This window comes from Micromonospora sp. CNZ309, from assembly GCF_002846525.1.
On record NZ_PJNG01000001.1, the window covers coordinates 3,356,252 to 3,374,713 of the forward strand.

At 74.9% G+C, this 18,462-nt stretch carries 15 protein-coding genes; 10 read left to right on the plus strand and 5 right to left on the minus strand.

The genetic code is table 11. The features are described from left to right. The first annotated feature begins 328 nt into the window (after positions 1-328). On the plus strand, positions 329-1,378 hold the full coding sequence (gene lipA, locus CLT72_RS13570; RefSeq protein WP_088999120.1) for a lipoyl synthase: 1,050 nt from the start codon (positions 329-331) through the stop codon (positions 1,376-1,378). Positions 1,379-1,706: 328 nt separating this feature from the next. Further along, positions 1,707-2,396, plus strand: a complete 690-nt coding sequence (locus CLT72_RS13575) for a DUF4191 domain-containing protein (protein ID WP_101412071.1) — start codon at positions 1,707-1,709, stop codon at positions 2,394-2,396. A gap of 58 nt (positions 2,397-2,454) precedes the next feature. On the opposite strand, the gene CLT72_RS13580 is transcribed toward CLT72_RS13575, so the two are convergent. Continuing rightward, the gene (locus CLT72_RS13580) at positions 2,455-2,856 is read right to left on the minus strand and encodes an RDD family protein (RefSeq protein ID WP_374208839.1); all 402 of its coding nucleotides are present in this window, start codon (positions 2,854-2,856) and stop codon (positions 2,455-2,457) included. A 344-nt stretch (positions 2,857-3,200) separates the two neighbouring features. On the opposite strand from CLT72_RS13580, the gene glnA reads away from it, so the two are divergent. From glnA to CLT72_RS13595, 3 genes are all read left to right on the plus strand, one after another. Beyond that, a complete protein-coding gene (gene glnA / locus CLT72_RS13585; protein WP_088999117.1) occupies positions 3,201-4,625 on the plus strand; it encodes a type I glutamate--ammonia ligase in 1,425 nt (474 codons plus the stop codon). Positions 4,626-5,152: 527 nt separating this feature from the next. After that, positions 5,153-5,512, plus strand: a complete 360-nt coding sequence (locus CLT72_RS13590; protein WP_101412075.1) for a PadR family transcriptional regulator — start codon at positions 5,153-5,155, stop codon at positions 5,510-5,512. Beyond that, a complete protein-coding gene (locus tag CLT72_RS13595; protein ID WP_101412077.1) occupies positions 5,509-6,498 on the plus strand; it encodes a hypothetical protein in 990 nt (329 codons plus the stop codon). Before CLT72_RS13590 ends, CLT72_RS13595 begins: the two co-directional genes overlap by 4 nt. Positions 6,499-6,618: 120 nt before the next feature. Here the strand turns inward: CLT72_RS13595 and mptB (CLT72_RS13600) are convergent, their stop codons facing one another. Beyond that, complete coding sequence (mptB, locus tag CLT72_RS13600) at positions 6,619-8,130, minus strand: polyprenol phosphomannose-dependent alpha 1,6 mannosyltransferase MptB (protein ID WP_144082363.1); 1,512 nt, start codon at positions 8,128-8,130, stop codon at positions 6,619-6,621. Positions 8,131-8,180: 50 nt separating this feature from the next. Then, positions 8,181-9,581 carry a polyprenol phosphomannose-dependent alpha 1,6 mannosyltransferase MptB gene (gene mptB, locus CLT72_RS13605; protein ID WP_199184755.1) on the minus strand — a complete coding sequence of 467 codons (1,401 nt, stop codon included), beginning with the start codon at positions 9,579-9,581 and terminating at the stop codon, positions 8,181-8,183. 44 nt (positions 9,582-9,625) lie between these two features. Here mptB (CLT72_RS13605) and CLT72_RS13610 point away from each other — a divergent pair, with 44 nt between their 5' ends. The 4 genes from CLT72_RS13610 (at position 9,626) to CLT72_RS13625 (ending at position 13,407) form a co-directional block, all read left to right on the plus strand. Further along, positions 9,626-11,323, plus strand: coding sequence for a hypothetical protein (locus CLT72_RS13610; protein ID WP_101412081.1), 1,698 nt, complete (start codon positions 9,626-9,628; stop codon positions 11,321-11,323). Between the two features lie 125 nt (positions 11,324-11,448). Next, positions 11,449-12,156, plus strand: a complete 708-nt coding sequence (locus tag CLT72_RS13615; protein ID WP_250100990.1) for a methyltransferase domain-containing protein — start codon at positions 11,449-11,451, stop codon at positions 12,154-12,156. Between the two features lie 277 nt (positions 12,157-12,433). Beyond that, the gene (locus CLT72_RS32790) at positions 12,434-12,727 is read left to right on the plus strand and encodes a hypothetical protein (protein ID WP_396800838.1); all 294 of its coding nucleotides are present in this window, start codon (positions 12,434-12,436) and stop codon (positions 12,725-12,727) included. Between the two features lie 290 nt (positions 12,728-13,017). Further along, entirely contained in the window at positions 13,018-13,407 is a 390-nt protein-coding gene (locus CLT72_RS13625) for a peptidase inhibitor family I36 protein (RefSeq protein WP_101412083.1), read from the plus strand. A gap of 93 nt (positions 13,408-13,500) precedes the next feature. Here CLT72_RS13625 and CLT72_RS13630 read toward each other — a convergent pair whose 3' ends face one another. Next, complete coding sequence (locus CLT72_RS13630) at positions 13,501-16,593, minus strand: bifunctional [glutamine synthetase] adenylyltransferase/[glutamine synthetase]-adenylyl-L-tyrosine phosphorylase (protein WP_101412085.1); 3,093 nt, start codon at positions 16,591-16,593, stop codon at positions 13,501-13,503. Continuing rightward, entirely contained in the window at positions 16,593-17,360 is a 768-nt protein-coding gene (locus tag CLT72_RS13635) for a type 1 glutamine amidotransferase (protein WP_101412087.1), read from the minus strand. Before CLT72_RS13635 ends, CLT72_RS13630 begins: the two co-directional genes overlap by 1 nt. A gap of 196 nt (positions 17,361-17,556) precedes the next feature. Here CLT72_RS13635 and CLT72_RS13640 point away from each other — a divergent pair, with 196 nt between their 5' ends. Next, positions 17,557-18,432 carry a S66 peptidase family protein gene (locus CLT72_RS13640; RefSeq protein WP_101415150.1) on the plus strand — a complete coding sequence of 292 codons (876 nt, stop codon included), beginning with the start codon at positions 17,557-17,559 and terminating at the stop codon, positions 18,430-18,432. Positions 18,433-18,462 lie beyond the last annotated feature (30 nt).

Below are 18,462 nucleotides of genomic sequence, written 5' to 3' on the forward strand. Positions count from 1 at the left end.
CCTCGCGGTGCCACCACACCTTCGCCCCCGCTGGCGGGGGCCTCGTTCGTCGCCTTTTCACCGGGGCCAGCCGGGCGGGCTCTACTGGGCGAGGCACCGTCCGCGCAGTCGCGCGGCGTCGGCCACCCGCCGTTCTTCCCGCAGCTCGGGAGGGTCTTCACGCGCCCGGTGCCAGACCGCCTCGCAGCAACCGGCGGCTCTCTTCAACTGGCGGGTCGGGGCGCTACTCGGCTCCGTCACAGCTCTGCCGGGCACGCTAGCACCCCCGCCGACGCTCCTGTGACGGGTTTTCCCCTGCCCCGGTGGCCGGCGTCACAAGGATCCCGGGGTGACGCCCGTCGCCCGCGCTACATCGACGGCGGCCGTCGGGCGTAGGCTCGGTTTCGTGACGATCGAGCACTCCGCGCCGACGACCGGCCAGGCAGCGCGCACGACGACGCCCGCCCCCGAGGGGCGGCGCCTCCTGCGGATCGAGGCGCGCAACGCCGAGACGCCGATCGAGCGCAAACCGCCGTGGATCAAGGTCAAGGCCAAGATGGGGCCGGAGTACACCCAACTGCGCGGGCTCGTGACGCGCGAGGGGTTGCACACCGTCTGCCAGGAGGCCGGCTGCCCCAACATCTACGAGTGCTGGGAGGACCGGGAGGCCACCTTCCTCATCGGTGGCGACCAGTGCACCCGGCGCTGCGACTTCTGCCAGATCGACACCGGCAAGCCGGCCGAGTTCGACGCCGACGAGCCGCGCCGCGTCGCCGAGTCGGTGGTCTCGATGGGCCTGCGCTACGCGACCATCACCGGCGTGGCCCGCGACGACCTGCCCGACGGCGGCGCCTGGCTCTACGCCGAGACCGTCCGGCAGATCCACGCCCTCCAGCCCGGCTGCGGCGTCGAGCTGCTGATCCCCGACTTCAACGCGGTCCCCGAGCAGCTCGCCGAGGTCTTCGGCGCCCGGCCGGAGGTGCTGGCGCACAACGTGGAGACCGTGCCACGGATCTTCAAGCGGATCCGGCCGGCCTTCCGCTACGAGCGGTCGCTGGACGTGATCCGGCAGGCCCGCGCCGACGGGCTGGTCACCAAGTCCAACCTGATCCTGGGCATGGGCGAGGAGCGCGCCGAGGTCTCCCAGGCGCTGCGCGACCTGCACGACGCCGGCTGCGAGCTGATCACCATCACGCAGTACCTGCGCCCCACCCCCCGGCACCACCCCGTCACCCGCTGGGTGAAGCCGGAGGAGTTCGTCGAGCTGCGCGAGGAGGCCGAGGAGATCGGCTTCGCGGGCGTGATGAGCGGGCCGCTGGTGCGCTCGTCGTACCGGGCCGGGCGGCTCTACCGGCAGGCACTCGAGGCCCGCGAGGGCCTCCCGGTCACCGCCGGCTGACCCACCACGTCGGCGCTGGTTGCGACGCCTTCAGGTGCACGTTCAGTGATTGACGATAGGCGCTGACCCGGTTTTGAAACGGTTTGAACCAGGTTGATCCCTTGGCCAGGAAGGCGCTCCGCCGTCCCAGCCAAGGGATCAAAGACTAGTCAACCTTGATCGCTACCGACTCGCATGCCGGCCTGGCGCTCCGCGGGAGCAGGAGCATCGCTCCCGATCTTCGCCCGCCACCCCTCCTTACTCCGGGCCGCCGGGGCGCCGGGGCGGCGTAAGGTACTCAGCCCGGCCGCGGACAGGGCGACGTGCGGCGACCACTAGACTCTGCGGCATGGCAAAGCCCCAGGAGAAGGTCTCGTTCGGCCAGCGGCTGAAGCAGATCGGGATGGTGTTCAAGTTCACCGCCAAGCAGGACCGGTGGTTCGCGCCGATGGCCGCCGGCGCGGTGCTGATCCCGCTCGCGCTCACCGTGGTCGCGGTCATGCTCTGGGGCTGGATCTGGCTGCCGCTGGGCATTCTGTTCGCCCTGCTCTGCCTGCTGATCGTGCTCAACCTGCGCTCCAACCGGGCGATGATGAACGCCGCCGAGGGGCAGCCCGGCGCGGCGGCCCAGATCATGGAGAACATGCGCGGCGACTGGCGGGTCACCCCGGCGGTCAGCTCCACCACGCAGATGGACATGGTCCACCTGGTCATCGGCCGGCCCGGGGTGATCCTGCTGGCGGAGGGCAACCCGCAGCGGGTACGCGGCCTGCTCGGCCAGGAGAAGCGGCGGCTGGCGAAGGTGATCGGCTCCGCGCCGCTCTTCGACTACGTGATCGGCCAGGAGGAGGGCGAGCTGCCCATCCGCAAGCTGCGGATGACGCTCATGCGGCTGCCGCGCAGCCTCAGCGGCAAGGACGTCAACTCGCTGGACAAGCGGCTCAAGGCGCTCACCGCCCGCCCGCAGATGCCCAAGGGCGCGATCCCGAAGAACATGCGGCCCGCGCGGGGCGCGTTCCGCCAGACGCGCGGTCGCTGACCCACGACGCGTACGCGAAGAGCCGGGCCCTCTCGCAGGGTCCGGCTCTTCGTCTGGGTCAGGAGCGGGGGGCGTCGGTGACGACGGAGCCCGTCAGGCGGTCGTGCAGGCCGCGGCGGTGGCCGTCCATCAGCAGGGCCGGCACGACCAGGGCGAGCAGTAGACCGCGCAGCAGGCCCCGGGCCACCCCGATACGGCCACCGTCGGCCCAGGCGACGCAGCGGATCTTCGTGATGAACATGCCCGGCGTCTGCGCGAAGAGCCCGAGGAAGAAGCCGTACTCGACGATCAGCACCAGCACGGGCGCCCACCCGTCGCGGACCGGGTCGGCGAAGCCCCTGGCGGCGAGGAGGCAGAGCACCCAGTCGATCACCAGCGCGCCGAACCGGCGGCCCAGGCTGGGCGGGGTGAAGGCGGGATCCGACGCGGGCGGTACGGGGCGATCATGCGGGTTGGTCACAGCGGTCAAGGGTATCCAGGTCGCATGGACGGATCAGGGACGACCGCCCGTGGCGGGGTGGGGGTGCGCCGCGCGCCTGACCGGTCAGGCGGCGGGTGGGCAGGCGGGCGCCGGGTGGGCAGGCGGGCGGGTGGGCGGACGACAAAAAGGGGCGAAGGCAAGCAACTGTCAATAGAATGGCACAGCCGATGACGTCCGGCCGCCCGGTTCGGCCCGTCCGAGCGGCGCGGATGACGCTCCGCGAGGGACGTAACACGGCAGAAACACTCAAGACATGGCCGGGCAACCGCGCGGCCATAGCGTCGCCAGGAGCCTAGCCACCCGTGGACGTGCCAGGAGGACGTGTGTTCGCCAATCCCGAGGAACTCCTGCGATACCTCAAGAACGAGGACGTGAAGTTCGTCGACGTACGTTTCTGTGACCTGCCCGGCGTGATGCAGCACTTCAACCTGCCGGTCGAGTCTGTCGACGATGCCTTCTTCACCGAGGGCCTGGCCTTCGACGGTTCGTCGATCCGCGGTTTCCAGGCGATCCACGAGTCGGACATGCTCCTGCTCCCGGACGTCGCCACCGCCTTCATCGACCCCTTCCGGGCGCAGAAGACCCTCGCGCTCAACTTCTTCATCCACGACCCGTTCACCCGCGAGGCCTACAGCCGGGACCCGCGCAACGTGGCGAAGAAGGCCGAGGCCTACCTGGCCGCCAGCGGCATCGCCGACACCGCCTACTTCGGCGCGGAGGCGGAGTTCTACATCTTCGACTCCATCCGCCACGAGACCTCGGCCCACCAGTCGTTCTACTACATCGACTCCGTCGAGGGCGCCTGGAACAGCGGGCGTGAGGAGCCGGGCGGCAACCGCGGCTACAAGACCCCCTACAAGGGCGGCTACTTCCCGGTGCCGCCGGTCGACCACTACGCCGACCTGCGCGACAGCATCGTGCGCCGCCTCGTCGACAGCGGGTTCACCGTGGAGCGCTCGCACCACGAGGTGGGCACCGCCGGCCAGTCCGAGATCAACTACCGGTTCTCGACGCTGCTGCACGCCGCCGACCAGCTCCAGCTCTTCAAGTACATCGTGAAGAACGAGACCTGGGCCAACGGCAAGACCGCGACCTTCATGCCGAAGCCGCTCTTCGGCGACAACGGCTCCGGCATGCACACCCACCAGAGCCTCTGGCTCAACGGCGAGCCGCTGTTCTACGACGAGACCGGCTACGCCGGCCTGTCCGACATGGCCCGCTGGTACATCGGCGGTCTGCTGCACCACGCCCCGTCGCTGCTGGCCTTCACCAACCCGACCATCAACTCGTACCGCCGGCTGGTGCCGGGCTTCGAGGCGCCGGTCAACCTGGTCTACTCCCAGCGCAACCGCTCCGCCTGCACCCGCATCCCCGTCACGGGCAACAACCCGAAGGCCAAGCGGGTCGAGTTCCGCGTACCGGACCCGTCTGCCAACGTCTACCTCGCCTTCTCGGCGATGATGATGGCCGGCCTGGACGGCATCAAGAGCAAGATCGAGCCGCCGGCGCCGATCGACAAGGACCTCTACGACCTCCCGCCGGAGGAGTGGGGCGACGTCAAGCAGGTGCCCGGCTCGCTGTCGGCGGTGCTCGACTCCCTCGAGGCCGACCACGACTACCTGCTCGACGGCGGCGTCTTCACCCCCGACCTGATCTCCACCTGGATCGAGTGGAAGCGCACCAACGAGGTCGACCCGGTGCGCCTGCGCCCGACCCCGCACGAGTTCGCCATGTATTTCGACTGCTGACGCGTCAACCACGCAGGAAGGCCCCGGGTCCGCCCGGGGCCTTCCTGCGTGTCGCCCCCTACCGGGCACGCGCCTGCCCGCCCGGCCCGACGCCCCCAGCCACCCGCCCCCGGCCCGACCACCTCCACCCGACCGCCCCGGCCCGACCGCCCCAGCCCGACCGGCTCCGCCCCGACCGGCTCCCGCCCCGACCGGTTCCCGCCCCGACCGCCCCCGGCCCGACCGGCTCCGCGATCGCGGCCGGTGGAACGCCATGGGTGTCACGGGAGGGCTTTGACACCCGTGATGTTCCACTCGCCGCGCGATCGACGCCCTACCTCGCCCGCCGAGACGCGATCGACGTCTCAAGCGCGCCCGCCGGGCGGCTGCGCGGTTTTCCTGCGCGCCGTCGAGGCGGCCGGGCGGGGACCGCGACAGCGAGGGGCGCAGCCGCAACGCCGGCACGACCGGACGCCGGACGGCGCGGCCGGAGCAGGTTCAGCACGTAACGGCCCACCACATACCTTCGCGTCCGTTATATTGCGGGCGTGGACACACCGCTGCGCGAACCCACCTTCCTGATCCTCACCGCGCTGGCCGGCGAGCCGATGCACGGCTACGGACTGATCGGCGAGGTCGCCGCCCTCTCCGACGGGCGCGTGTCGCTGCGGCCCGGCACCCTCTACGGGGCGCTCGACCGGCTGACCGACGCCGGCCTGGTCGAGGTCGACCGCGAGGAGGTGGTGGACGGCCGGCTGCGCCGCTACTACCGCCTCTCCCCTGCCGGGGACGCCACGCTGGCCGCCGAGACCGAGCGCCTGCGCCGCAACGTCGAGGCGGCCACCGCCCGCCTGCGCGCCCGCGCGCCCCGGCCGCTGGCCCCGCGTACCGCCGGGGGTCTGGCATGAACGAGCTGGAGCGGCGCTACCACCGCCTGCTGCGGGCCTACCCGGCCGAGTACCGGCGGGCACGCGGTGCGGAGATCGTCGGCACGTACCTCGACCTGGCCGGCCCCGGGCGGCGCTGGCCCTCGCCCGGGGACGCCGCGGACCTGCTGCGCGGCGGCCTGCGCCAGCGGCTGCGGGCCGCCGGGGCCGCCGACCTGGTCCCGGGCGTACGCCTCGCCGCCGTCCTCGCCTTCCTCACCGCGACCGCGCTGGCGGGGGTCTGGTCGGTGATGGAACTGCGCCCGCCGCCGGCGCAGTGGGGCGTGCCGCACGCCGGGCCGTTCGTCTCGCTCGGGATCGGCGTGTGGGCCGCCTGGCTGCTCGCCGCGGCGGTGCACGCGGCGGCGCCGGGTCGCTGGACCCGCCGGGGCGTGGCCCTCGCCCTGCTGATCACGGTGGCGGTCGTGCCGGCGGCGGCCCTCGCCGGCCTGCCCCGCCCCCCGCTGTTGGTGCTGCTGCCGCAGGTCGGGCTGGGGCTGGTGGCGCTCGCCCTGCCCGAACGGCTGCCGGCGCGGCTCCAGGCGGCACCTCTGCTCGCCTTCGGCGCCGCCGGCCTCGCGGGCCTCAACCTGCTACCCCGCTACGGCGGCTACCACGGCTGGCCGGCGGAGCAGATCCTGCCCGGCGCCGCCGTGGTGCTGCTCGTGGTGGTGCTGCTGCTCGGCATGGGGCTCACGGTGCGGGCCGACCACCGGGGCGGCTGGGCGTTGCTGGTGCTACTCACCCCGATCGGCCTGCTGTCGCTGCACATCCTGGCCGGGATGGCGGACGGCCTGCTCAATGGTGCGACCCGGCCGGGGTCTAGCGCGCTCGCCGCGACGGCCGTCGTGGTCGGGCTGGCCGGCCCCGCCCTGCTGCCGCTGACCATCGCCCTGCACAAGCGCATGCGCCGGCCCGGCCCGGTCGGACCTGACGCCCGTTGCCCGACCTGCGGCAGGCACCGCTGACCGTCCCGCACACGTCACGTGTAGACCTTGGAGAGAAACGGCCCCTCCGGGGCCCTTCCGTGCCAGGATCTCGCAGCGGCAGACGCCGCGGGAGGGCGCGCAGGAAGGGGACGGGGCCTTTCAGCCCGGACGCGCGGAGCGGGTCCGGCGCAGCCGGAGCAGGGCCCACACCGCCAGTCCGGCCACCAGCGCGGTCATCACCAGCGCCCCCGGGGCCTTGCTGAACCGGGCCAGGTTGGTGCCGTCGGGCAGGGTGAGGAAGGCCGCCGCCGCGCAGGGCGCCACGAACCAGGTCGTCCGCGCCGTAGCGACCGCGAGCACCGCCAGGGGCCAGGTGGCGTACCAGGGGTGGAAGACCGGCGCCAGCACGACCGTGGCGGCCAGCGCCAGTCCGGCCCCGAGCAGGGTGGCCCGGGGGCGGGCGGCGTCCAGGCGGGCCGCCCCCTGCCGGACGTCGTCCAGCCGGCGCAGACGCGACCACGCGCGCCACCACAGCGCCGCCACCGCCACCGCGAACAGCAGCAGGGCCGCCGCGCGGGTGACCGGCACCGCGCCCGGTTCCCGGCCGGCGAGCCCGCCCGCGTAGTCGACGACGAAGCCGAGCGCCGTGGGCGGGGAGGTCCACTGCTCGGAGTCGCCGCTGCGGGTCAGCCCGCCGACCCAGCCGGGGCCGAGGCCGGACAGCAGCGAGCTGGCCGCCACCGCGCCGATGACCCCGCCGGCCAGCCAGCCGCCATCGCGCAGCAGCGCCCGCAGGGTGTGGCGGCCGAGGACGGCCGCGAGCGCCGCGAACGGGAGCACCACCACGGCGGTCGCCTTCACGGTCACCGCCAGCCCGAGCAGCACCCCGGCCAGCAGCAGCGCCCCCGGCCTGCCGGGCCGACGGACCAGCACCAGCAGGCCCAGCAGCAGGAGGCCGAGCATCACCGCGTCGTTGTGCGCGCCGGCCACCAGGTGCACCCCGACCAGCGGGCCGGCCAGCGCCAGCCAGGCCGCCCGGCGGGTGGGCACGCCAGCGGCCCGGGCCAGCCCCGGCAGGCATCCGGCGGCCAGCAGCACCCCGGCGACCGCGAGCAGCCGGAACGCCACGACCGCGCCCACCAGGCCGCCGCCGAGGGTCACGGCGAGCGCGGCGAGCAGCACGAAGACCGGCCCGTACGGCGCCGGCGTGTCCCGCCAGATCGGCGCGACCGCGTCCACCCAGGGGCAGCCGGCCTCCGCCACGCCGGTGGCGTACGGGTCGACGCCGTGCGCGTACGCCCAGCCCTGACAGGCGTACGAGTAGACGTCCCGGCTGCCCAGCGGCGGGGCCGCCAGCAGCGGCAGCGCCCACAGCCCGGCGGTGAGGTACGCCCACCGCGTCGACGGCGCGCCACCGCGCAGCGCCCACCAGGCGCCGACCATCAGCCCGGTGCCGCCCAGCCACAGCGCGACGGTCCACGGCTCGTCGGCGGGGCCCGGCGCAGGGACGGCCCGGGGCAGCGCGCCGCCGAGCCAGCCGGCGACGGTCAGCAGCACAGCCCCGGCCAGGCCGGCCCAGCGGGCGGACCGGGCGGCGCCGGGTGACGGCGGCGGGGGCCCGGATGGCGGCGGGCCCTGGGGCGTCGGCGGGGATCCGGGCGGCTGCGGGATGCCGGGCGAGGCCGGCGGAGCGCCGGGAGTGGTCACCGGCGTACCTCTCCTCAGTCCACGGCGGCCGGCCGACGTGCCGCCCGAGCCGACCGTACCAAGCGGACCACCACCACGATCACGAACAGCGTCATCAGCGGCGCCCCGACGGTCTTGGTGTACCGGGGCAGCCCCGTACCGTCGGCGAGCACCAGGAACGACGAGACGATCGCGACGACCACGAACCATCCGGTGCGCCGGGCCGAGGCCGCGAGCACCGCCAGCGGCCACACCCAGTACCAGGGGTGGTAGAGCGGCGCGAGCGCGACCGTGGCGGCCAGCGCCAGGCCGGCGTGCCAGATCGGCTCCCGGTGCCGCGCCCGCCACCACAGCCAGAGCAGCACCAGCGCCAGCGCCGCCATGCCGATCCCCCGGGTGACCGGCAGCGGATCGCCGTGCCAGCCGAACGGCGCGGCGAGGTAGCCGACGGTCTGGCCCACCGCCGTCGACGGCGAGGTCCAGGCGATCACCAGGCCGCCCTGTTCCAGCCCGGCCACCCAGCCGAAGCCCAGGCCGGTGGCGAGGGTCGCGCCGATGACGGCGGCGACCGCCCCGCCGACCACCCACCCTCCGTCGCGCACCAGCGCCCTGATCGAGTACGCCCCGACGATCGCGGCCAGCGCCGCGAACGGCACCACGACCAGCGCGGTCACCTTGATGGCGGCGGCGAGCCCGAGCAGCACTCCCCCGCCGAGCAGCGGCCCGGGGCGGCCCGGCCGGGACACCACCACCGCCAGTCCGGCGACGAGCAGCCCCACCATCAGCGCGTCGTTGTGCGCCCCCGAGACCAGGTGCACCCCGATCACCGGCGAGCCCAGCGCCAGCCAGACGGCCCGGCCGGCCGGTACGCCGCAGCGGCGGGCCAGCGCCGGCAGGCTGGCCGCCGTCAGCCCGATGCCGGCCACGGCGAGCAGCCGGAACAGCACGATGCTGCCGACCAGCGACCCGGCCGCCTCCACCACCGCGCCGGCGAGCAGCACGAACAGCGGCCCGTACGGGGCCGAGGTGTCCCGCCAGATGTAGGAGACGGTGTCCAGCCACGGGCACGGCAGCGCCGAGACACCCTGCTCGTACGGGTTCAGACCGGCGGCGTAGCTGGCGCCCTGGCAGGCGTACGCGTAGACGTCCCGGCTGCCCAGCGGCGGCGTGACCAGCAGCGGCAGCAGCCACAGCCCGACGGTGACCAGCGCCCAGCGGGTCGACGGCACCCCGTCGCGCAGCGCCCACCAGGCGTACGCCATCAGGCCGGTGCCGACCGCCCAGGTGGCGATGATCAGCGGGCCGTACGGGCCCTGCCAGATGCTGACCGGGGTGGGGCGCAGGTTGCCGTGGGGGAACGCTCCGCCGAGGAACGCGGCTACGGCGAGCAGGGCCGAACCGGCGAGGCCGAGCCAGCGCGCGAGGTGGTGAGGCACGCCGGACATGCTGCCAGTACGGTGGTCGCGGTACGGAGGTGGGCATGCGGCGCAGTCGGGTGGTGGCGGTGGCCGCCGTCTCCGCCGTGCTCCTCGCGGGGGCCTGGCTCGCGCTCCCGCCGACCGGTTCCGACCTCGCCGCGCAGGTCGCGCGGGCCGACTTCTTCTCCGCACACGGCCTCGCCCCGGTGGACCTGCGCTGGTACGGCGGCGTGCAGCAGTTCGGCTACAGCCTGCTCTCGCAACCGGTGATGGCGCTGCTCGGGGTGCGGGTCACCGGCGCGCTGGCCCTGGTGGCGGCGGCCACCGCGTTCGCGGCGCTGCTGGTGCGTACCGGGGTGCCCCGCCCGCTGCTCGGCAGCCTCGTCGGGGTGCTCACCATCGCCGGCAACCTGGTCTCGGGCCGGGTGACGTACGGCCTCGGGGTGGCCTTCGGCCTCGGCGCGCTGCTCGCCCTCACCCTCGGCCCGGCCGCCGCCACGGATGCCCGGCCGGGTGGACCGCCCGGCGCGGGCCCGCACGGGCGGGCGGGGCGTCGGCGGCTCGTCCGGCTCGGGTTGGCGGCGGCCGGGGCGCTGCTGGCCTCAGCGACGAGCCCGGTCGCGGGCCTCTTCGTCGGCCTGGCCGGGGCGGCGCTCCTGCTGACCCGCCGGTACGCCGACGGCCTGGTGCTCGGCGTCTGCGCCGCGCTGCCGCTCGCGCTGACCGCCCTGCTCTTCGGCGACGGCGGCTGGATGAACATCAGCCGCACCGACACGGTCCGCGCCGTGCTGACCAGCCTGCTCGTGGCCGCGCTCGTGGGCTACCGGCCGGTGCGGGTGGGGGCGTTGCTCTCGGCGGTCGGGGTGCTGGCTGCGGCGCTGGTGCACACCCCGGTCGGGCTGAACGCCACCCGGCTCGCCGTCATGTTCGCCCTGCCCCTGCTGGCCGCCGCCGCCCGCCCCCCGGCCCGGCCGGCCGCGTGGCTGGCCCGGTTCGGCCGGACCGCCGCGTCATCCGCCGCGCGACCCGTCGGGGCCGCGCGGACCGCAGTCGGGGGCGGCACGCGGGTCCGGGGTGGCGTCGCGCTGGCCGTGCTGCTGGCGGCGGTGTGCTGGTGGCAGCCGCCGGTGCCCCCCGCCGACCTGCGCAGCGTCGACGACCCGACCAGCGGGGCGGCCTACTTCGCGCCGCTGCGGGCGTTCCTCGACGGCCAGCGGCTCACCGGCCGGGTGGAGGTCCCGCCGACCCGCAACTACTGGGAGGCGGCGAGGCTGGGCGAGGTGCCCCTGGCCCGGGGCTGGCTGCGGCAGGCCGACATCGACCGCAACCCGCTCTTCTTCACCACCGTGCCGGGGGCCGCGGGCACCGGGGTGTCACTGACCGCCGCGAGCTACCGGGACTGGCTCACCGACAACGCGGTGCAGTTCGTCGCGGTGCCGGACGCCCCGCTGTCCTGGGTCGGGCGGGCCGAGGCCGAGCTGGTCGCGGGCGGGCTGTCCTACCTGACGCCCGTCTGGTCCGACCCGCGCTGGCGGGTCTGGGCGGTGACGGACCCGGCCCCGATCGTCGGGGCACCGGCCGAGCTGGTCGCGCACGACGGCGCCTCGGTGACGTTCCGGGCGCCGGGCGCCGGCACGGTGCCGGTCCGGGTGCGGCACAGCCGCTGGCTGACCGCCTCGGGCGGGGCCACGGTCGCCGCCGCCGGCGACTGGACGGTGGTGACCGTGCCGCGCGCCGGGCAGTACCGGCTCGGCAGCTGACCAAGTCACCCACCGGGGACGGCGGCCAACCTTTTGCCGATCCGGCAACGTTCTTTGCTCCCGCGCCGCCGCCACGCCACGATCGACGTGGCAGGTATGCAGACAGCGCAGCAGGAGGACGAGACGTGCACCACGACGCGACGACCGGCGAGCACCGGCACGACGACACCGGGACGGCCACCGGACACGACGGGCGGCGGCACCCGGACGTGGACGAGGAGACCGCGCGGTTCTGGGAGGAGCACTACGGGCGGCACGAGAGGGTCTGGAGCGGCCGGGCGAACCCGATCCTGGTCGAGGTCGCCGGGGCGCTGCCGGCCGGCACGGTGCTGGACCTCGGCTGCGGCGAGGGCGGCGACGCGATCTGGCTGGCCGGGCGGGGCTGGCGGGTGACCGCCGTCGACGTCTCCGAGACCGCCCTCGCCCGGGCGGCCGAGGAGGCGACCGCCGCCGGGGTCGCCTCCCGCATCGAGTTCCGCCGGCACGACCTCACCCGGACGTTCCCGGCGGGCGGGTACGACCTGGTCTCCGCGCAGTTCCTCCAGTCGCCGCTGGAGTTCCCCCGGGCGCGGCTGCTCCAGTCGGCGGCCCGGGCCGTGGCCCCCGGCGGCCGGCTGCTCGTCGTCGAGCACGGCGAGGCCCCGCCGTGGGGGCGGCACGACCACGCGCACGCCCGCTTCTCCACCCCGCAGGAGACCTTGGCCGCGCTCGACCTCGACCCGGACCGGTGGGACACCGAGCGGCTCGACGCCCCGCGCCGACAGGCCACCGGCCCGGACGGCGAGACCGGGCACCTGGTCGACAACGTGATCCTGGTCCGCCACACGCGGTAACCCCGACGCCGGCCGGACCGCCCGGCGTCCCCCGCCCGCTGCTCGGCAGCCTGGTCGGGGTGGTCACCATCGCCGGCAACCTGGTCTCCGGCCGGGGTCACCTACGGCCCCGGCGTGGGGTTCAGGATCAACGCGCTGCTCGCCCCAACCCTGCCGACGAAACGCCGCCCCGAGCCGGCGCCGGCTACGCGTCGGGCTGGTCGCTGCTGCGGCGCCGCTGACCTCCGCGACCAGCCCGGTCGCCAACCCCTTCGTCGGGCTGGCCGGAGCCGCGTTGATGCTCACCCGCCGGAACGCCGACGGCCTGCTGCTCGGCGGCGCGGCGGTGCCACCGTTGGTGGTCACCGGGCCTGGGCCGACAACGCCGGTATCCGACCGACGCCCCTGGTGCGCTGGTCCGGCACAGGCCGCGACCTCGGTGACCTTCCGGATGCCGGGCACGGGCTCGGCTGGGTTGCGGGTACGCCACAGCCCGTGGCTACGGGCGATCGGCCAGGCGATGCTGCGAGCTGACGGCGAGTGGACGATGGTGACCGTGCCCAGTCCCGACAGTTATCGCGTCGCCAGCTGAAACCCCCGGCCACATCGGCAGCGTAACCGGACGACAACTCTAAGCAGTCGAGGGCCTTGACACGGAAATTGCACTCACGTAGGTTTGTGACACAACAGCGGGTGCACGGGGGTAAATATCTAACCGCTTTTGCGAGGGCGGACAGCATTCCGACTCGCCACATCCAACCGCAGCATCAGCTCATTGATGGAATCATCATCCGATGAGTCCATCAATCGAGGCTGCCCGCGTTTTCCGGCCAAGAGCCGGATCGCGGCCCGTGCCGGCACTCCTACCGGGAAGGAACACCCATGCGAAACCTGGGCACCAAACTCGCGGGCCTCGCCCTCGTCGGCACCACCGCCCTCCTCGGCACTCCGGCACAGGCGGCTGCGCCGGCGAACGCCGACGCGATGGCCCTGAGCTGCCCTTCCACGGGCGCCCTCTGCCTGTACAAGGACGCGAACTTCCTGAACATCCTGGACGTGCTCAACGGCAGCGCCAGCCTGGTCGGCACCAGCGCCGACAACCAGGTCACCTCAGTGCGTAATCGCAGCAACTGCGCCTACCGGCTCTACCGCAACGGTGATCGCTCCGACTCCCCCATCACCGTCGGCGCGAACACCCAGATTTCCAACCTTGGAACGTTCTGGGGCACTCAGTGGAATGACTCGGTCAGCTACGCACAGATCTACTGCTGACCGACGCACCTGAATTACCGCCTAATCCCTGAAACATCGGCAACAATTCCGAATGCGCTCGACAATCGGTTCAACCGTCCTCGACGCCGGTGCTCAGGCCCCGGCGTCGAGGACGCGTTCCATCGCCGTCCGGGAGCGGCGGCAGGTGCGCAGGTACTCGTCGAGGAACTCGCCGGGGTCGTCGCGGCCCAGCAGCCGGACCACCCCGGCCAGCTCGACGCCGTGCCGGGGCAGCTGGTCGCCCTCCCGGCCCCGAACCAGCATCAGCGCGTTGCGGACCTGCGCCGCCAGCGTCCAGCCGGCCGCCATCTCCGTGGCGTCCGTCGGGTCGACCAGGCCCGCGTCCCGGGCCGCCGCGAGGGCGTCGAGCGTACGCGTGCCGCGCAGCGCCGGGATCGCCCCCGCGTGCCGGAGCTGGAGCAGCTGCACCGCCCACTCGACGTCGGCGAGGCCACCCCGCCCGAGCTTGGTGTGGGTGGCCGGGTCGGCGCCCCGGGGCAGCCGCTCGTGCTCCACCCGCGCCTTGATCCGGCGGATCTCCACCACCTGCTCGCGGCTAAGCCCGTCGGCCGGGTAGCGCACCGGGTCGACCATCGCCTCGAACTCGGCGCCGAGGTCGGCGTCGCCGCAGACGAACCGGGCGCGCAGCAGCGCCTGCGACTCCCACACCTTCGACCAGCGGGCGTAGTACTGCGCGTACGCGGCGAGGCTGCGCACCAGCGGGCCCTGCCGGCCCTCCGGGCGCAGGTCGGCGTCCACGCCGAGCGGCGGGTCGGGCGCGGGCATGCCGAGCAGCCGGCGCAGCTCCTCCGCGATCGCGCGGGCGGCGCCGGCCGCGCGATCGCCCGCGTCGGCCGGCGCGTCGTAGACGAAGAGCACGTCGGCGTCGGAGAGGTAGTTCGACTCGTACCCGCCGAGGCGACCCACGCCGATCACGGCGAAGCGCAGCCCCGGCACGGGCGGTTGGGCGGCCCGGGCGGCCCGCAGCGCGGCGGCCAGGGTGGCGTCGGTGACGTCCGCCAGGGCGGTGCCGACGGCGGTCACGTCGGCGAGGCCCAGCGCCGCCCGCGCGCCGTCGGGCCGGGGCGGCGACGGGGCCAGCGAGCCGGCCCGGCTCAGCAGGTCGGCACAGGCGATCCGGACGAGTTCCCGGCGGCGCAGGGCGCGGATCGCCCGGGTGGCCTCGACCGGGTCGGCGTGCCGGGCCGCAGCGGCGGCGAAGCCCTCGCAGAGGACCGCAGCGGGGCGGGGGGTCAGCTCGCTCTCCTCGGCCAGCATCCGCAGCGCCTCCGGCTCGCGGGCCAGCAGGTCGGCGGCGTACCGGGAGGAGGAGAGCACCCGGGCCAGCCGGCGGGCCACCGGCCCGGAGTCGCGCAGCAGGCGCAGGTACCAGGGCGTGCTGCCGAGCTTGTCGGACACCTGCCGGTAGTTGAGCAGGCCCCGGTCGGGCTCGGGGGCGTCGGCGAACTCGCTGAGCAGCACCGGCAGCAGGGTGCGCTGGATGGCGGCGGTGCGACTCACCCCGCCGGTGAGGGCCTGGAGGTGACGCAGCGCCCCGGCGGGGTCGGCGAAGCCGAGGATCTCCAGCCGGTGCCGGGCCGCCTCGGGGGTCAGCCGCAGCCCGTCGGCCGGCACCCGGGCGACCGACTCCAGCAGCGGCCGGTAGAGCAGCTTGGCGTGCAGTCGGCGTACCTCGGCGGCGTGGGTGACCCACTCGGCGCGGAACTCCTCCACGGCGCTGCGGCCCGGCGTGGCGGTGTGGCCCAGCGCGGCGGCCAGCCAGCGCAGCGCGGCCGGCTCGGTCGGCACGGTGTGGGTGCGGCGCAGCCCCTGGAGCTGGAGGCGGTGCTCGACGCCGCGCAGGAAGCGGTAGCCGCGCAGCAGCGCCTCGCCGTCGGCCCGGCCGACGTAGCCGCCGGCGACCAGCGCGCGCAGCGCCGGGATCGTGCCCGGTACCCGCAGCGACTCGTCGCCCCGGCCGTGCACGAGTTGCAGCAGTTGCACGGCGAACTCGATGTCGCGCAGCCCGCCCGGGCCGCGCTTGATCTCGCGCTCCAGCTCCTTCGGCGGGATGTTGTCGATGATCTTGCGCCGCATGGCGCGCACGTCCTCGACCGCCTCGGGCCGCTCGGCGGCCCGCCACACCAGCGGGGCGAGCTGGTCGATCCACTCCCGGCCCAACGCCAGGTCACCGGCCGCCGGCCGCGCCTTGAGCAGCGCCTGGAACTCCCAGGTGCGCGCCCAGCGCCGGTAGTAGGCGAGGTGACTGGCCAGCGTCCGCACCAGCGGCCCCCGGTTGCCCTCCGGGCGCAGCGCCGCGTCGACCGGCCAGGCGACCAGCCCGCAGACGTGGATCAGCCGGGTGGCGACCGTGGTGGCCGCCGCGAGGTCGTCGTCCTCGGCGGCCACGAAGATCACGTCGACGTCGGAGACGTAGTTCAGCTCGTCGCCGCCGCACTTGCCCATCGCCACGACGGCGAGCCGGGGCCGGGGGGTGCCCTCGGGCAGCTCGCCGACCGCGATCTCGTACGCCGCCGCCAGGGTCGCGTCGGCCAGCGCGGAGAGCGCCGCCATCGTCTGCTCCAGGCCCCGGCCGCCGGTCAGGTCGGCCGCCGCGATCCGCAGCAGCGCCAGCCGGTACGCCTTGCGCAGCACCGCCACCGGCTGCCCCTCGCCGGACAGGTCGAGCCGTCCCTCGGCCGTCGGCGCCAGCCCGTCCGCGGCGGTGCGCAGGGCCGGCCACTGGTCGGGGTTGGCGACCAGGTGGTCGCCGAGCGCGGAGGAGGCGCCGAGGACGGCGATCAGACGGCGGCGCAGGCCGGCGTCGTCGGCGAGCGCCGCCAGCAGCGCCGAGGGCGCCTGCTGCCGGGCCACCCGAGGCTCGGCCTCGACCGGCGTCCCGGCGCGGGCCTTCCCCCGGGGACGACCGACGGCGGGGCCGGTGCCGTTCGCGGCCACCCGGCGCTCGGCCTCGACGAGGCGGTGCAGCTGGCGCAGCGCCAGATCCGGCTCGGCGGCCCGGGAGAGCGCGGCGAGCAGCTCCGCCGCGCGGTCGTCGGCGGGCTCCTGCGCGTCCGGCCGCCACAGCCCGAGCCCGTCCGGGCCGAGCAGGTCGGCGGCGCGGGTGGCGTCGGTGCCGAAGCCGTAGCGGGCGAGCCGTCCCGCGGCCCTGGCCGGCCGGCTCATCACTGCCCGAGCAGGGGCAGGCTACGGCGGGGCGTGGCGTCGTCCAGCTCGCCCAGGGCCAGGGCGGCGAACCGGGCGGCGAACGGCTGCCAGACCTCCTCGACGTCGACCATCACGTCGTGGCAGGCCGCCACCACCAGGTCGGGGTCGTAGCCCAGCTCGGCGAGCAGGGTCGAGTCGGCGGCCCAGTCGGCGATCATCGCGGTGTCGCACTCGACGTGGAACTGCAACCCCCAGGCCCGGTCGCCGAGGCGGAACGCCTGGTGGGGGTAGCGGGTGGAGGCGGCCAGCAGGGTGGCGCCCCGGGGCAGCTCGGTGATCTCGTCGGCGTGCCACTGGAACACGTCGGGCATCAGCGGAACGTAGCGGAAGAGCGGGTCGGTGTCGGCGGCGTCCCGCTTGCCGACCACGCAGGGCCCGACCTCCGGGCCGCTCGGGCTGCGTACGACCTCGCCGGCGTGCGCGGTGGCCAGCAGCTGCGCGCCGAGGCAGATGCCGAGGGTCGGCACCCGGTGCCGGACGGCCTTGCGCAGCAGCCCCTCCAGCGCCGGCAGCCAGGGCGCGCCGGGCGACCCGTCGGGCAGCGGGTACGGCGCCAGCGCGCCGCCGAGCACGACCAACGCGGAGTATCCCGCCAGGTCGGCCGGGATCTCGTCACCGGCGTGGGCGCGTACGACCCACAGGTCGAGGCCGGCCTCGGTCAGCCACTCCCCCAGCCGGCGGACGTCGTCGGTCGGGTCGTTCTCGATCACCAGCGCGGTAGCCACGACGTCGAGGCTAGCCGGTGCCCCGGACGGAGAACGGAACGCCTCCGCCGACGCGGCGACGACGGGTGGTCCGTGCGGGTGGCCCCGGTGCGTGCCCGGCGCCGGGCCCGCGCGACTAGGCTCAGCCGCTGTGTCCGACCGTCTGAGTCCCGCCACCGCCGTACGACCGCCGGTGCTGCGGCCCGGCGACACGGTGATGCTGGTGTCGCCGTCCGGGCCGACCCGGCCGGAACGGGTGGCCCGGGGCGTCGAACTGCTCACCGGGTGGGGACTGCGGCCGGTGCTGGCGCCGAACGCGTACGCCCGGCAGGGCTACCTCGCGGGCGCCGACGAGCTGCGCGCCGCCGACCTGAACACCGCGTTCGCCGATCCCGGGGTGCGCGGGGTGATCTGCACCCGGGGCGGCTACGGCGCCCAGCGCGTCGTCGACGCGATCGACATGGCCGCCGTACGCCGCGACCCGAAGGTGGTCGCCGGGTTCTCCGACATCACGGCGTTGCAGTTCGCGCTCTGGCGGGGCGCCCGGCTGGCCGGCGTGCACGGCCCGGGGGCGGCCTGGTCGCCCGAGCGCACGCCGCTGCGTTCGGCCGAGTCGCTGCACGCCGCCCTGATGACCACCGCGCCGGTCACGGTCAGCGCCGTCGCCGAGGAGGAGACCTTCGCGGTACGCGTACCCGGACGGGCCACCGGTCCGCTGCTGGGCGGCAACCTCTGCCTGATCGTGGCGTCGCTGGGCACCCCGGACATGCCGGACCTGACCGGCGCGATCCTGCTCGTCGAGGACGTCCAGGAGCCGCCCTACAAGGTCGACCGGATGCTCACCCAGCTCCGCCGCGCCGGTGCCCTCGACGGGCTGGCCGGCGTGGCGGTGGGCCAGTTCACCGACTGCGCGGACGGCTGGTCGGTCGGCGTCGCCGACGTGCTCTCCGAGCGCCTCGGCGACCTCGGCGTCCCCGTCCTCGGCGGTCTCCCGATCGGTCACGGCCCGGGCCAGCTCAGCGTCCCGGTCGGCACCGAGGCCACCCTCGACACGGCAACCGGCACCCTCACGGTCACCCCTGCCGTCCGCTGACCGCCCGATCGGCCCCGCGCCCCCGCATGC

Bases quoted from the DNA above. Each gene is read 5' to 3' on its own strand.
- CLT72_RS13575 (WP_101412071.1), top strand. From the start codon at position 1,707: ATGGCAAAGCCCCAGGAGAAGGTCTCGTTCGGCCAGCGGCTGAAGCAG.
- CLT72_RS13640 (WP_101415150.1), top strand. From the start codon at position 17,557: ATGCTGGTGTCGCCGTCCGGGCCGACCCGGCCGGAACGGGTGGCCCGG.
- CLT72_RS13625 (WP_101412083.1), top strand. From the start codon at position 13,018: ATGCGAAACCTGGGCACCAAACTCGCGGGCCTCGCCCTCGTCGGCACC.
- CLT72_RS13610 (WP_101412081.1), top strand. From the start codon at position 9,626: ATGCGGCGCAGTCGGGTGGTGGCGGTGGCCGCCGTCTCCGCCGTGCTC.
- CLT72_RS13630 (WP_101412085.1), bottom strand. From the start codon at position 16,593: ATGAGCCGGCCGGCCAGGGCCGCGGGACGGCTCGCCCGCTACGGCTTC.
- CLT72_RS13595 (WP_101412077.1), top strand. From the start codon at position 5,509: ATGAACGAGCTGGAGCGGCGCTACCACCGCCTGCTGCGGGCCTACCCG.
- CLT72_RS32790 (WP_396800838.1), top strand. From the start codon at position 12,434: ATGCTCACCCGCCGGAACGCCGACGGCCTGCTGCTCGGCGGCGCGGCG.